We start from the raw sequence: 13,013 nt of genomic DNA on the forward strand, positions 1-13,013 counted from the left end.
GGGCGGCAGGAGAGCGAGGGGCGCGGCGGCGGGTCAGTGCGGCCCGTGCGACGGGTCAGTGCGGCCCGTGCGACGGGCAGGTTCAGCCCGCGTGACGGGCCAGTTCGGCCCGGCCGGCCGCGCGCATGGCGTCGAGCGGCACATCGCTCCGTCCCGTGATCAACTCCACCTGCCGGGCGGCCTGGTGGACCAGCGTGGACAGCCCGTCCGCCACCGGGTTCCCGGCGAATCCGGCGGCCTTGGCGAGCCGGGTGGGCCAGGCGGAGGGGACCACGTCCAGTACGGCGGCCCGGGAGTGCATGATCACGGCCGCGTACTGGTTCGCCGCCCCGGGCGGCAGGGTCGAGATGACCAACTCGGTGCCGTGCAGCAGCTCTTCGAGGTGGTCGAAGGTGTGGATGTCCACGGCCATGCCCAGCCGTACGGCCGCCGAAGCGGCTTCGGCCGCGCGCCGGCGCTCGCGGACGACCAGACCGGGGTCCCGGACGCCGAGGTCGCGCAGGGCGGCGAGGGCCGAGGCGGCGGCGGCGCCGCCGCCCAGCACCAGGGCCGAGCCGGGGTCGTCCACCCCGGCCTCGCGCAGGGCGAGGACGATTCCATGCGGGTCGGTGTTGTCCCCGAAGGTCCGGCCGTCGCGGAAGACCACCGTGTTGACGCCGCCGATGTCCAGGGCGAGGTCGGTGACCTCGTCGATCCAGGGCAGGGCGGCACGCTTGAGCGGCATGGCGAGGGCCACTCCGGCCCGGTCGCCCGTCCCGGCATCGAGCATCCGGTGCAGCACGGTCTCGTCGCACTCGACCGCCTCGCAGTCCCAGTCGAGGCCCATGGCGGCGTACGCGGCCCGGTGCAGGGCGGGGGAGAGGGACTGGCCGACCGGCGATCCGAGCACCGCCGCACGGGCGGCCGCCGGCCGGGTCGGCCTCGCGTGCTCCGCCACCGGGTCGTGATCCGTGCGCATGGTCGATGGACTCCTCCGGCAGAGGCGGGGACGGAGACCGGCCGGGTACGACCCGCCGTCTCCATCGGTGTTGCTCAGCTTAGGCAGCCGACCGCGCCGCGCAGGGAATCCGCAGGAACGAAGTCAGCTCCGCCGCCGTCGGGTTGGAAGTCCCGCCGTACTTCGTCAGATCGCGAGGCCCTTCCCCGGGAGGGCCCGCCGAGAAGCTGCCCGCCCCGTGCGGAGCGCCCGGTTGCCGGAGCGGGGCGGGAGGGGCAGAGTTCGCCCCGGACCGGATGCCGGGTACGCGTCCGGGCGGACCCGAGGAGCGGAGGCGGTCATGGCTGATCTGGCGGGACGGCTGTTGGAGGGGCTGCCTGAGGCGGCCGTCGTGCTGGACCCGGACGTGACGTCCGCCTACAGCCACGACATGGCGGGATTCTGCGTGGCGGGCGAACCCGCCGTCCTGGTCCTCCCGGAGACCGTCGAGCAGGTGCAGCACATCCTCCGCACCGCGACCGAACTCCGGGTGCCGGTGGTGCCGCAGGGCGCCAGGACCGGCCTGTCCGGCGGCGCCAACGCGGTGGACGGCTGCATCCTGCTCTCCATGGTGAGGATGAACCGGATCCTGGAACTTGACCCGGTCAACCGGATCGCCGTGGTCCAACCCGGCGTGGTGAACGCCGAGTTGTCGCGCGCCGCCGCCGAGCACGGCCTCGCCTACCCGCCGGACCCGTCCTCCTGGGAGTCCTGCACCATCGGCGGGAACATCGGCACCGGCGCGGGTGGCCTGTGCTGCGTGAAGTACGGCGTGACCAGCGAGTACGTCCTCGGGCTCGACGTCGTGCTGCCGGACGGACGGCTGCTGCGCACCGGTCGCCGCACAGCCAAGGGGGTCGCCGGCTACGACCTGACCCGGCTGCTGGTCGGCTCGGAGGGCACCCTGGGCGTGGTGGTCGAGGCGGTACTGGCCCTGCGGCCCGCGCCCGCGCCGCAGTTGGCGCTGGCGGCGGAGTTCCCGAGTGCGGACGCGGCCTGCACGGCGGTCTGCGAGGTGATGGCGGCGGGGTTCGTCCCGTCCCTGCTGGAGCTGATGGACGCCACCACCGTCCGGGCCGTCAACGAGATGGCCAGGATGGGACTGCCGGACGCCACCAAGGCGCTGCTGCTGGTCGCCTTCGACGGTCCGGGCAAGGCCGAGGACCTGGCCGCCGTGGCCGAGCTGTGCCGGGCTGCCGGTGCGAGCGAGGTGGTTCCGGCGGAGGACCGGGCCGAGTCCGACCTGCTGCTGGAGGCCCGCAGGCTGGCACTTCCCGCACTGGACCGGCTGGGCACCACGATGATCGACGACGTCGCGGTACCGCGCTCCCGGATGGCCGAAATGCTGCGCGGGGTCGCCCGGATCGCCGACCGGCAGCGGCTCACCATCGGCATGGTCTGCCACGCCGGGGACGGCAACACCCACCCCGTGGTGGTCTTCGACGCCACCGACGAGGCGCAGTCCGCCCGGGCGCTGGAGTCCTTCGACGAGATCATGGCACTCGGCCTGGAACTCGGCGGCACCATCACCGGGGAGCACGGCGTCGGTCTGCTCAAGCGCGACTGGCTGGCGCGCGAACTCGGTCCGGTCGGGCTCGAGTTGCAGCGGCAGATCAAGGCCGTCTTCGACCCCTTGGGCATCATGAACCCGGGCAAGACCATCTGACGGTCATCGGATCGTCCGACGCACAGAACACCGGTGGGCGGCACCGGACTCCGGCACCGCCCACCACCACGTTCGCGTCAAGTCGCTCCGGCCGTGCGGACCTACCGCTCGCCCCGGCCGTACGGCCTACCGCCGGCTCGCCAACGTCGCGCCCACGCTGGCGATCACCACACAGGCGATCCCGGCGAGTTGCGCCACCCCCAGTACCTGGTGCAGCACCACGAGCCCGACCAGCGCGCTGACCGCCGGCTCCAGGCTCACCAGCACGCTGAACACGCGCTGCGGCAGCTGTCGCAGCGCCGACATCTCCAGCGCGTACGGGATCACCGGCAGCAGCAGTGCCACCCCGGCCACCGCGAGCAGCAGCGGCCAGGGGCTGTCGGCCTCGGAGAGCCCGTGCAAGGCCGGACCGATCCCCACCGGCAGCGTCACCAACGCGCCGACGGTGATCGAGACCGCCAGCCCCTCGAAGCCCTTGAAGGCCGCGCCGACCTTGTCGGTCAGCAGGATGTAGCCCGCGTAGCAGGCCGCGGCGGCGAAGGCCAAGCCGAGCCCGGCCGGGTCCAGGCCGCCCGAGCCGCCGTCCCCGCCGCCCTCGGCGCCGAACAGGGTCAGCAGCGCGACCCCTCCTCCGGCCAGCAGCGCCCAGACCAGGTGGCTGGCCCGCCGGGCGAAGGCCAGCGCGACGGCCAGCGGCCCGAGGAACTCGATGGTGGCCGCCGTCCCCATCGGCAGCCGGTCCACAGCGCCGGCGAAGCACAGGGTCATGCCGGCGGAGACCACACCGAGCAGCCCGGCCGAGGCGAGGTCGCGCCGGCTGCGGCCGCGCAGCCGCGGCCGGGTGAGAGCGAGCAGGATCACCGCGGCGGCGGCCAGCCGCAGGAAGGTCGCGCCGCTGACCCCGAGCGGCTCGAAGAGCGGTCGGGAGAACGCGATACCGAGCTGGACGGCGAACATCGCGGTGACGCAGAGCAGCGGCGCCGGAACGTTCAGGCGGCGCCGCAGGGGATGGACGGACGAGGGGCCGGGCGAGACCTGGACAGCGGTCTCGCAGGTACTTCCTGTGGACATGGGACGAGTGTGACGTAATACCTGAACTGCGTCCAAACTCATTACAGCGCTGTTTCTCGGCATACGGACAACCGTCACGGTCGGGTGAACGGCCATCACCCTCCGGCGCGGCGAAGTGGCCGGTCGATGGCGGGTCAGTATCAAAGGACGGTGCGCTACCTCCGTCCGGCCGCGCTCTCGGCGGCTTCCCTCGTTCTGCTCCTCGCCACCGACCGCAACGTCCCCCTGCGGGGTGGACGGGTGGTCGACGCCCAGGCGGTCGCCGCGGTCACCCGCTCGGTGGGCGGACGTCTGCCGGGGCCGCCGGCCGTGCTCCCGGAGACCGGCCGCGGCCCGGAGGCGCTGCCGAAGCGCTACTTCACCGGCGCCGGCTTCGACGCCTGCAGCGCTCCGCCGCTGGAGGCCATGGCGCTGTGGCGCATCGCCTCCCCGTACGGCGCGGTCGGCATCTACACCAGCGGAAGCCAGCGCGCCTGCGACCAGTCCAGGCTCACGGCGGACTGGGTCGGCCAGGTCCGCTCGATGGGCTGGGAGCTGGTGCCCACCCACGTCGGCCTCCAGGCGCCCTGCGCCAAGATCAAGAGCAAGCCCAGGCGAATCGACCCGGCCCGGGCCATCCAACAGGGTGGCGAGGAGGCCGCCGAGGCGGTGCTCAGCCTGCAGGCGCTCGGCCTCGGCCCGGGCAGCCCGGTCTACCTCGACATCGAGGCGTACCCGCCGGACGACCAGACCTGCAGCCAGGCAGTGGTCGACTTCACCCTCGGCTGGACCCAGACACTGCACTCCGCCGGGTACCACTCCGGCTTCTACTCCAGCGTGAACTCCGGAGTCGCCGACATCATCGCCGCCGCCCGGGCGGGCAGCGCCCCGATGCCCGACGTCATCTGGTACGCGCGCTGGGACGGACGGGCCGTCACCGACGGCCAGGACGCACCGCCTGACGACATGTGGACGCGGCGCCAGCGCATCCACCAGTACCGGGGCAGCGCCGACGAGACGTACGCCGGTACGACCCTGAACATCGACCGCGACCAGCTGGACGGCCTGGTGGCAGTCGGGCCGTAGGGCCGACCGGCCATGGGGCCCGCGACGCCGCGGACCCCATGGCCGGCCTAAACCTCCCGGCGGCCCGGCGGTCACTCCATGGCGCGAACTTCCTTACCGGGCTCACTCGTTCGACCCAAGCGCGGCTTGGTCGCACCGATCCCGCGTGGTCGGCTGTGAAGCATGACCACCACCGGGCTCCGCAGGCTCGCCGCCTCCGCCGCTGCCGCCCTAGTCGCCGTCACCACCCTGAGCATCTCCCCGGCTCCCGCCGTCCCGGCGGCCGAGAGCAGCTTCTTCCAGCTCTACGTCGTGCGCGACGCGGACGACACCGCAGTCGAGGACTACTTCCTCACCTGCAAGCCCGACGGCGGCAGCCACCTTGCCCCGGAACGCGCCTGCGCCGCCCTCACCATCGCCGAGGGGGACATCAACCGCCTCGCCGGCGACCGGCACCGCACCTGCCCGGACGTCCAGGACCCGGTCACCGCCACCGCGTACGGCGACTGGAACGGTCAGCAGGTCACCTGGCAGAAGACCTTCACCAGCCTCTGCCGCCTGCAGCGCGCCACCAGCCCGCTCTACTGACGGCCCGACCGGTGCGCCGGGGCGCCCCTCCCTCGGGGGCGGGGCGCCCGGCCCTTCTCCCGGTGGCGACCGCATGTGCGCGGTCGCCGACCGGGCACCGGTGGTCGCACGGGGTGTCAACTCGGCTGCAGGAGGTGACAGGTGGCGGCCTCCGTCGCGCGACAGGTCGGCTGAGCGGGATTCCGCGCACGGGGAAACGGACCGGCCCCGGCTACCCGAGACGCCGGCCCGCCGGCTCCTCCGTCCGCTCGCGCGCCGGTGCGCGGGGCGCGGCCGCGGTGCGGGTGAGCGACGCGTCTCATCCCCGACCATTCTGCTGACACCGGGGCGACATTTCGCCAGAATCAGGCCGAGACCCCGTTTCTACTGGCCAGTAGCGGTGGGCGTGCTCGCACCCAGGACCGGTCAAGGAGGACCCGCGTGTTCAGCACCATGCAGGACGTACCACTCACCGTCTCCCGGATCCTCGCGCACGGATCCACCATCCACAGCCGCTCGACGGTGACCACCTGGGATGGGAACGGCCCGGTGGTCCGCACCTTCGCCGAGGTCGGCGCCCGGGCCGCACAGCTCGCGTGCGCGCTGCGCGACGAGCTCGGGGTCCTTGGCGACCAGCGGATCGGCACGCTGATGTGGAACAACGCCGAGCACCTGGAGGCGTACCTGGCCGTGCCCTCGATGGGTGCGGTGCTGCACACGCTGAACCTGCGGCTGCCCGCCCAGCAGCTGGCGTACGTCATCAACCACGCCGCCGACCACGCGGTCATCATCAACGGCAGCGTGCTCCCGCTGCTGGCCGGCGTGCTGCCGCAGCTCGCCCCGACGCTGAAGCACATCGTGGTGAGCGGCGAGGGCGACCGCTCGCTGCTGGCCGGCTTCGGCGGCACCGTCCACGACTACGAGGAACTGATCGCCGGGCGCCCGGCCGATTACCCGTGGCCGACCGACCTGGACGAGCGCGAGGCGGCGGCGCTCTGCTACACCTCGGGCACCACCGGGGACCCCAAGGGCGTGCTCTACAGCCACCGTTCGGTCTACCTGCACTGCCTGCAGGTGAACTCCGCGGACACCTTCGCGCTGACCGGCCGCGACACCGTGCTGCCGGTGGTCCCGATGTTCCACGTGAACGCCTGGGGCGTACCGCACGCGGCCTTCATGTCGGGCGCCGACCTGCTGATGCCGGACCGCTTCCTCCAGCCCAAGCCGCTGGCCGAGATGATCACCCGGGTCCGCCCGACCGTCAGCGCCGCCGTCCCCACCATCTGGACCGGCCTGCTGGACGAACTCGACCACGGCGACTACGACACCTCCTCGCTGCGCATGGTGGTCATCGGGGGCTCGGCCTGCCCGCCCTCCCTGATGAAGGCATTCGAGGAGCGCCACGGCATCAACGTGGTGCACGCCTGGGGCATGACCGAGACCTCCCCGCTCGGCACCTTCGCCCAGCCGCCGGGCGGACTGACCGCCGAGCGGGAGTGGCCGTACCGGATCACCCAAGGCGTCTTCCCGGCCTCCGTCGAAGCCCGCCTGACCGGCCCGGACGGCGAGCGGATGCCCCACGACGGCGTGGCGGCGGGCGAGTTGGAGATCCGGGGGCCGTGGATCGCCGGCGCCTACTTCGGCGGCGCCGGGCAGGACCCGGAGCGGCCCGACGACAAGTTCAGCGAGGACGGCTGGCTGCGCACCGGTGACATCGGCACCATCACCCCGGACGGCTACCTCACCCTCACCGACCGGGCCAAGGACGTCATCAAGTCGGGCGGCGAGTGGATCTCCTCGGTCGAGCTGGAGAACCACCTGATGGCCCACCCCGAGGTCGCCGAGGCCGCCGTGGTCGCCGTCCCGGACGAGCGGTGGGGCGAACGCCCGCTCGCCACCGTGGTCCTGCGCCCGGGCTCCACCGTCGCCTTCCCGGCCCTGCGCGCCTTCCTCGCCGAGCGGGTCGCCTCCTGGCAGCTCCCGGAGCGCTGGGCCCTGGTGGACTCGGTGCCCAAGACCTCGGTCGGCAAGTTCGACAAGAAGGTCATCCGCGCCGACTACGCCGCCGACCAGCTGGCCGTCACCGTCCTCGGCAAGGAGTAGGGCGAGGGTCCGCGGGGGCGGCCGTACGCGCGGCCGGCCCCGCGGCCTGGTACCCACTGCCGTACCGTCCCGGTGCACGGGGAGACCGGGTCCGGGGCCGCGCACCGCCGCGGCGGGCCGCCCGCGCGGCTTCCGCGTTCCGGTCGGCCCCGGGTCCAGGCCGCTGAGCTACCGGCCCGCCGTGCTGACCTCGCCCATCGCGCCGATCCGCGCCAGCAGGTCGACGATCCGGGACTGGACGTCCTCGGTGGTGGAGCGTTCGGCGAGGAAGAGGACCGTCTCACCGGTGCGCAGCCGGGGGAGTTCCTGCGGGTCGAGGTCCACCGAGGTGTAGACGACCAACGGGGTGCGGTACAGCCGGTCGTTGGCGCGCAGCCAGTCGAGCAGACCGACCCGGCGGCGGCGGATCTGGAGCAGGTCCATCACCACCAGGTTGGGCTGCACGCTGCTGGCCCGGGAGACCGCGTCGCTCTCCGAGACCGCGTGCTCGACGTGCATGCCGCGCCGTTCCAGGCTGCCGATCAGCGCCGCCGCGATGTCCGGGTCGGACTCGACCAGCAGGACCCGCGCGGCGTGGTTCTCACTGTCGCGCGGGGCCAGGGCGCGCAGCAGTACGGCCGGGTCGGCGCCGTACGCGGCGTCCTTGGTGGCCTGGCCCAGACCGGCGGTGACCAGGACCGGGATCCGCTGGTTGAGCGCCGCCGTACGCAGCGACTGGAGGGCGGTGCGGGTGATCGGCCCGGTCAGCGGGTCGACGAACAGGCCCGCGGGGTAGCCGGAGACCTGGGAGTCGACCTCCTCGCGGGAACGGACGATCACCGGGCGGTAGCCGCGCTCCTGGAGCGCGGTCTTGGTGGACGGGTCGGGCTCGGGCCAGACCAGCAGGCGGCGCGGCCCGCCGTCCACGGCGGACGACACCATGGTCGGGTAGTCGGGCATGGCAGCGGGCTCCCGGCCCGCCTCCTCGGCGCTGGAACGGGCCAGTTCGGCCACCGGGCGCGGGGGCGTACGCGGCTCGACGTGCGCCGGCGAGTCAGGGGCGCTCACCAGCGCGGGCAGCGCGGGACGCGCGCCGTCCGCCGCTGCCGGCGACTGCGGCGAAGTCTGGACCGGGGACTGGGCGGGTACCGGGGGCACCTGCGCGAACGCCTGCGGGAAGGCCGAGGCGAACCCGCCGAGCGGACGCGGCGGCGCCAGCTCGCCCAGCCCGCTGCCCACCGGCTGCGCTTGACCGCTGCCGGCCCGCTGGTCCGGGGTCTGCGATCCGGGCGCCTGCCCGGTGTCCCGCTGCCCCACCGTCGCCGGCAGAGCGGCGCCCGCCTCCGGACCGCCCTGCTGCCCGAACGGCGCGGGGAGGGCGAGACGCCCGCCCGGGGCCTCGGGCGCGGCGGTCGAGGGCTGGGCCTGTGGAGCGGCCGGAGCGGGCTCGAGCGCGATCGGCCGGCCGGACTCCACCGCCGGGGCGGCCGGGGCCGCGACCTGGTCACCCGCCGGAGCGTCGGGCTGCGGCGGCACGGCCAGCCTTCGCCGGCGCCCGGTCGGCGCAGGCGTGGCCGGTACCGGCGGTGCCGACGGGCTCGCGGGCAGGGCGTTCTCAAGGCCGGGGTAAAGCGGCGTGCCGGGGTCGGGTACGCCGGGCAGGGACAGCGCTCCCGAGGACTCCTCGCTCGCGGGCGTACCGCGCCGACGGCGGCCCGTACGGCCCGTCTCCTCCTTGGCCGGTGCGGCCGGGGCCGGCGTCGCGGGCGCGGGTGCGGCCGGGGATCCCGGCGCCACGTCCGCAGCGGGCCCGCCGGGGCCCAGCGCGATCGGCCCGCGCGCACCGCCGTCCGCCGCCCGGCCGCTCGCGCCGTCGCCGGCGGAAGCACCGGCCGAACCGCGTTCGGCGGCAGCGTCCTCGACGCGTGCGTCACCGCTCGCGGCCGAGCCCGTGGCGGCATCCGCACCGGCCGCGGTGCCCTCGGCGGCGCCGCCCGGCGCGGGCGGGACGTCCGGCAGGTCGGGCAGCATCGCGGTGTCGGTCTCCCTGGGGATGCTCCGCCCACCGTCGGCCGTCGACTTCGCGGCCGCCCGCGCGACCGCCGCCGGGTCCAGCGGCAGCTCCACCACGTACGTCGTCCCGGCCTGGCCGGGCAGTTCGTGCCGCTGCAGGACGCCGCCGTGCCGCTCGACGGTGCTGCGCGCGATCGGCAGGTGCACGGGGCTGCTGACGCGCGCGGGGCCACGTACCTCGATCCGGGCCACCTCGCCGCGCTGTGCGGCCGCCAGCACCACCATCGGCGAGTCGCCGCCCACCGGAGGCAGTGCGGGCATGCCGAGCTGACCGCCGCCGGGCGCGCCGTCCTCGCCGTCCGTTCCGGCCGCAGCGGCCGCCACGTGGTGGCCGATCCCGCTGACGTCGGCCACCAGGTGGGCCAGTGCGCGCGCGAAGCACTCCCGGTCGGCGGTGACCTCGACGGCGGCGGCGTGCACCGAGTAGCGGACCCGGTCGGGCCCGACCAGGTCGCCGGCCAGTTCGACGGCCCGCTGGACGACCTTGTCCAGGCCGATCGGTGCGCGCTCCAGCGTCCGCTTGCCGGCCTCGACCTCGCGTTCGAACTTCTGGTGTGTCAGCACCCCGTCTATCAGGGTGCCGAAGCGGCGGCACTCGTCGGCGAGCCGCCGCAGCGTCCAGTTGGCCTCGGGCCAGAGCTGTCCGGCCGGGTCGGCCGCCAGTGCGTCGATCCGGCGGTGCAGGGCGGTGAGCGCGCCGCCCAGCTCGCCCTCCAGGACCGCCGTGAGGTGCTCGTTGCGGGCGATCAGTGCGAGTTCCCTGGTCCGGTCGGTGAAGGTCATCACCGCGCCGACCAGTTCCTCGCCGTCCCGGACCGGCGCGGTGGTGAGGTCCACCGTCACCGGCGTGCCGTCCTTGCGCCAGAGCACGGCGCCGCGCACCCGGTGCTTGCGGCCGGAGACCAGGGTGTCCAGCAGCGCCGAGCCCTCCAGGGCCAGCGGGCTGCCGTCCGCCTGGGAGTGCTGGATCAGCGGGTGCAGCTCGCGCCCGCCGAGCTCGCTGGCCCGGTAGTCGAGGATGTGCGCGGCGGCCGGGTTCACCAGGACCACCCGGCCGTCCAGGTCCACGCCGAGCACGCCTTCGGCGGCGGCCCGCAGGATCATCTCGGTCTGCTTGTGCTGCCGCCGCAGCTCCGCCTCGACGCCGAGCCGGCTGGAGAGGTCGCGGACCAGGAGCAGCAGCAGGTCCCGGCTGCTGGTGGGGTCCCGGTACGGCTCGAAGCCGTACGCCGCGCCCGCGCCACCGCTGCCCGCGCCGTCGTCCGTGAAGTCGTTGCCGGAGACCTCGACCGGGAAGGTGCTGCCGTCGGTGCGCCGGGCGGTCATCCGGACCGGGTGGTCCAAGCCCTCCGGTTCGGCGGCCGCCGGGCGCATCGAACCCGGGATCCGGCTCGGGTCGAAATCGGGCAGCAGATCCAGCACCCCGCGCCCGACCAGCGAGGTCCCGGGGGCCTGCATGGCCTGCACGGCGGCTCTGTTGGCGTCCACGACGGTGCCGTTGCTGTTGACCAGCAGCAGCGCGTCGGGCAGGGCATCGAGTATTGCGGCGAGGCGAGCAGCGCCTCGGATCGGCCTGCTGCTCACGTCGACAGGTCTCCTCACGGCTTTCGTCACTGACGGCTGTGCCGTCGCGGCGTACGACTCGCGGCTCGCGCTCTCCTCGGGGGGCTGAAGTATCTCATTCTTCTTTGCGCTCTGGATGACCCGCCTAGTAACGTAAGCGGTGGTTGGTGTCGGAGCCCCTGGCTGTGGCATCATCGCATTCGCACGGAGTGCATCCGGTCCGCCGGTGCAGTCCATGTGAAGGAGGCTTCGCCTAGTCCGGTCTATGGCGCCGCACTGCTAATGCGGTTTCGGGGTTATTCCTGATCGAGGGTTCAAATCCCTCAGCCTCCGCCACCGGAAGGGCCCCGTCGGCAACACGCTGACGGGGCCCTTCGTGCATCCCGGGGCAATGGATTTCGTCCCAGGTCGCAGGTCATGTAATGTTGTCCCCGCAACGCCCCGCAGGCCCCGGCCGACAGGGCGAGCGCTCATAGCTCAACGGATAGAGCACTTGACTACGGATCAAGAGGTTGCAGGTTCGAATCCTGCTGAGCGCACCAAACCGCCGCGAAGGCTCCCCCTCGGGGGTGTCCCTAGCGCTCATAGCTCAACGGATAGAGCACTTGACTACGGATCAAGAGGTTGCAGGTTCGAATCCTGCTGAGCGCACCAGCCGAAGGCCCCGGACGAGAGTCCGGGGCCTTCGTCGTTCCGGAGGATTTTTTCAAGATCCACTTCGTCTGCCCGGGCCGGTTCAGCCCAGCTCGGTGCGGTTGATCCAGGGCACGTTGCGCTGGTCGAGGAACCAGTCGGACGAGGTCAGCGGCCGGCTCCGGTTGAACGTCGGCGGCACGGGGTCGTGCCGGATCAGCTCGGGCTCGGCATCCAGTGCGAGCAGCAGTTCGGCCACGGCCGGCGCCAGGTCCGGCGGGCCGCTGAGCCGGATGTCGTGTCCGGCCCAGCCGCCGCGCCGATGGGCGCCGTACCGGTACAGTCCCTCGCGCAGCAGTTCGACGGCCTCCTCCCGGTCGGTGCCGTCGGCGGGTGCCGCCAGCACCACCTCCAGCCAGGAGTGCCGGGCCACCAGGGCGTGGACCGCGTCCAGGTCGTACTGGTCGGCGTCGTCCCGGGCGGCGAGGAAGACCGTGGCCCAGGCGGAGGAGTCGGGCCGGGCCCAGGCGGCGCGCTGCTCGACCAGCGACTTGATCTGCGCCCAGCCGGTCCCGCCGGCCACGGCGAGCAGCGGCCGCAGGGAGTGCGGGTCCAGCACGGCGTCGCCGACCGGCGGCCCGAGCAGCAGCCGTTCGCCGGGCACCACGTCGTTGACCAGGGCGGTGCTGAGCAGCCCGTCCGGCACCCGGCGGATGTGCAGTTCCAGCGCGCCGTCGGCGCGGGGGGCGTTGGCGATCGAGTACGGCCGCCAGACCCGGGGCCGCCGGGGTGAGCAGAGCGAGAGGTACTGCCCGGCCAGGAAGGGGTACGGCCGGTCGGGGCACAGGGTGAGCCGCACGATGTCGGGCGCCGCGCGGTGACGTGCCGTCACCGCCGCCTCCCAGTAGGCCGGCGCCTCGGCCGGTAGCGCCCGGGTGGCCCGCAGCATCGTCCGGGAGACCACCGCGTACGCCTCGGTCCAGGCCTTCTCGATCTCCGGCGTCCAGGAGTGGCCGGAGCAGTGCCGGATGGCGGCGATCAGGCTGGCGCCGACGGCGGGGTAGTGCTCGGCCGAGGCCTGGAACTTGCGGTGGTCGCGGCCCAGGGCGCTCAGGTAGTCAGTGAGCCGCTCGCCGCTGTCCAGCCGGAGCACGATCTGGGTCAGCGCGGCGAACAGGCGCTCGCGCTGCTCGGACAGCTCGGTGGGGAAGAGCTCCCGGACGCCCGGATTGTGCGCGAAGAGGTGGGCGTAGAAGTACTTGACCAGGTGGTCGGCGCGGCGCTCGACGACGGCGAAGCTGGCCCGGAGCACCGCGGGGTCCAAGGGCACCGCGCGGC

8 protein-coding genes and 3 tRNA genes are annotated in these 13,013 nt (G+C 73.6%); 7 read left to right on the top strand and 4 right to left on the bottom strand.

Annotation, left to right across the window (positions count from 1 at the left end):
• Window positions 1-82: 82 nt before the first annotated feature.
• On the bottom strand, window positions 83-958 hold the full coding sequence (locus ABD369_RS14660; RefSeq protein ID WP_344636815.1) for a shikimate dehydrogenase: 876 nt from the start codon (window positions 956-958) through the stop codon (window positions 83-85).
• Window positions 959-1,277: 319 nt separating this feature from the next.
• On the opposite strand from ABD369_RS14660, the gene ABD369_RS14665 reads away from it, so the two are divergent.
• Window positions 1,278-2,642 carry an FAD-binding oxidoreductase gene (locus ABD369_RS14665; protein ID WP_344636816.1) on the top strand — a complete coding sequence of 455 codons (1,365 nt, stop codon included), beginning with the start codon at window positions 1,278-1,280 and terminating at the stop codon, window positions 2,640-2,642.
• A gap of 126 nt (window positions 2,643-2,768) precedes the next feature.
• Here ABD369_RS14665 and ABD369_RS14670 read toward each other — a convergent pair whose 3' ends face one another.
• Window positions 2,769-3,713, bottom strand: coding sequence for an EamA family transporter (locus tag ABD369_RS14670; protein ID WP_344636817.1), 945 nt, complete (start codon window positions 3,711-3,713; stop codon window positions 2,769-2,771).
• A gap of 150 nt (window positions 3,714-3,863) precedes the next feature.
• Between ABD369_RS14670 and ABD369_RS14675 the strand changes: the two genes are divergently transcribed.
• The 3 genes from ABD369_RS14675 to ABD369_RS14685 all read left to right on the top strand — a co-directional run bounded on the left by ABD369_RS14675 (window position 3,864) and on the right by ABD369_RS14685 (window position 7,427).
• Window positions 3,864-4,778: a DUF1906 domain-containing protein gene (locus ABD369_RS14675; RefSeq protein ID WP_344636818.1), complete on the top strand. Its 915-nt coding sequence runs from the start codon at window positions 3,864-3,866 to the stop codon at window positions 4,776-4,778.
• Window positions 4,779-4,940: 162 nt separating this feature from the next.
• Window positions 4,941-5,345 carry an SSI family serine proteinase inhibitor gene (locus ABD369_RS14680; protein ID WP_344636819.1) on the top strand — a complete coding sequence of 135 codons (405 nt, stop codon included), beginning with the start codon at window positions 4,941-4,943 and terminating at the stop codon, window positions 5,343-5,345.
• Window positions 5,346-5,765: 420 nt separating this feature from the next.
• The gene (locus ABD369_RS14685; RefSeq protein WP_344636820.1) at window positions 5,766-7,427 is read left to right on the top strand and encodes a long-chain fatty acid--CoA ligase; all 1,662 of its coding nucleotides are present in this window, start codon (window positions 5,766-5,768) and stop codon (window positions 7,425-7,427) included.
• A gap of 168 nt (window positions 7,428-7,595) precedes the next feature.
• Here ABD369_RS14685 and ABD369_RS14690 read toward each other — a convergent pair whose 3' ends face one another.
• The gene (locus tag ABD369_RS14690; RefSeq protein ID WP_344636821.1) at window positions 7,596-11,063 is read right to left on the bottom strand and encodes a PAS domain-containing protein; all 3,468 of its coding nucleotides are present in this window, start codon (window positions 11,061-11,063) and stop codon (window positions 7,596-7,598) included.
• Between the two features lie 221 nt (window positions 11,064-11,284).
• Between ABD369_RS14690 and ABD369_RS14695 the strand changes: the two genes are divergently transcribed.
• The 3 genes from ABD369_RS14695 to ABD369_RS14705 all read left to right on the top strand — a co-directional run bounded on the left by ABD369_RS14695 (window position 11,285) and on the right by ABD369_RS14705 (window position 11,696).
• A tRNA-Ser gene (locus ABD369_RS14695) sits at window positions 11,285-11,378 on the top strand.
• A gap of 130 nt (window positions 11,379-11,508) precedes the next feature.
• Window positions 11,509-11,584, top strand: a tRNA-Arg gene (locus tag ABD369_RS14700).
• Between the two features lie 36 nt (window positions 11,585-11,620).
• Window positions 11,621-11,696, top strand: a tRNA-Arg gene (locus tag ABD369_RS14705).
• Window positions 11,697-11,778: 82 nt separating this feature from the next.
• Here the strand turns inward: ABD369_RS14705 and ABD369_RS14710 are convergent.
• Complete coding sequence (locus ABD369_RS14710; protein WP_344636822.1) at window positions 11,779-13,005, bottom strand: globin domain-containing protein; 1,227 nt, start codon at window positions 13,003-13,005, stop codon at window positions 11,779-11,781.
• Window positions 13,006-13,013 lie beyond the last annotated feature (8 nt).

Source organism: Kitasatospora cystarginea (genome assembly GCF_039533515.1).
Lineage (GTDB): Bacteria > Actinomycetota > Actinomycetes > Streptomycetales > Streptomycetaceae > Kitasatospora > Kitasatospora cystarginea.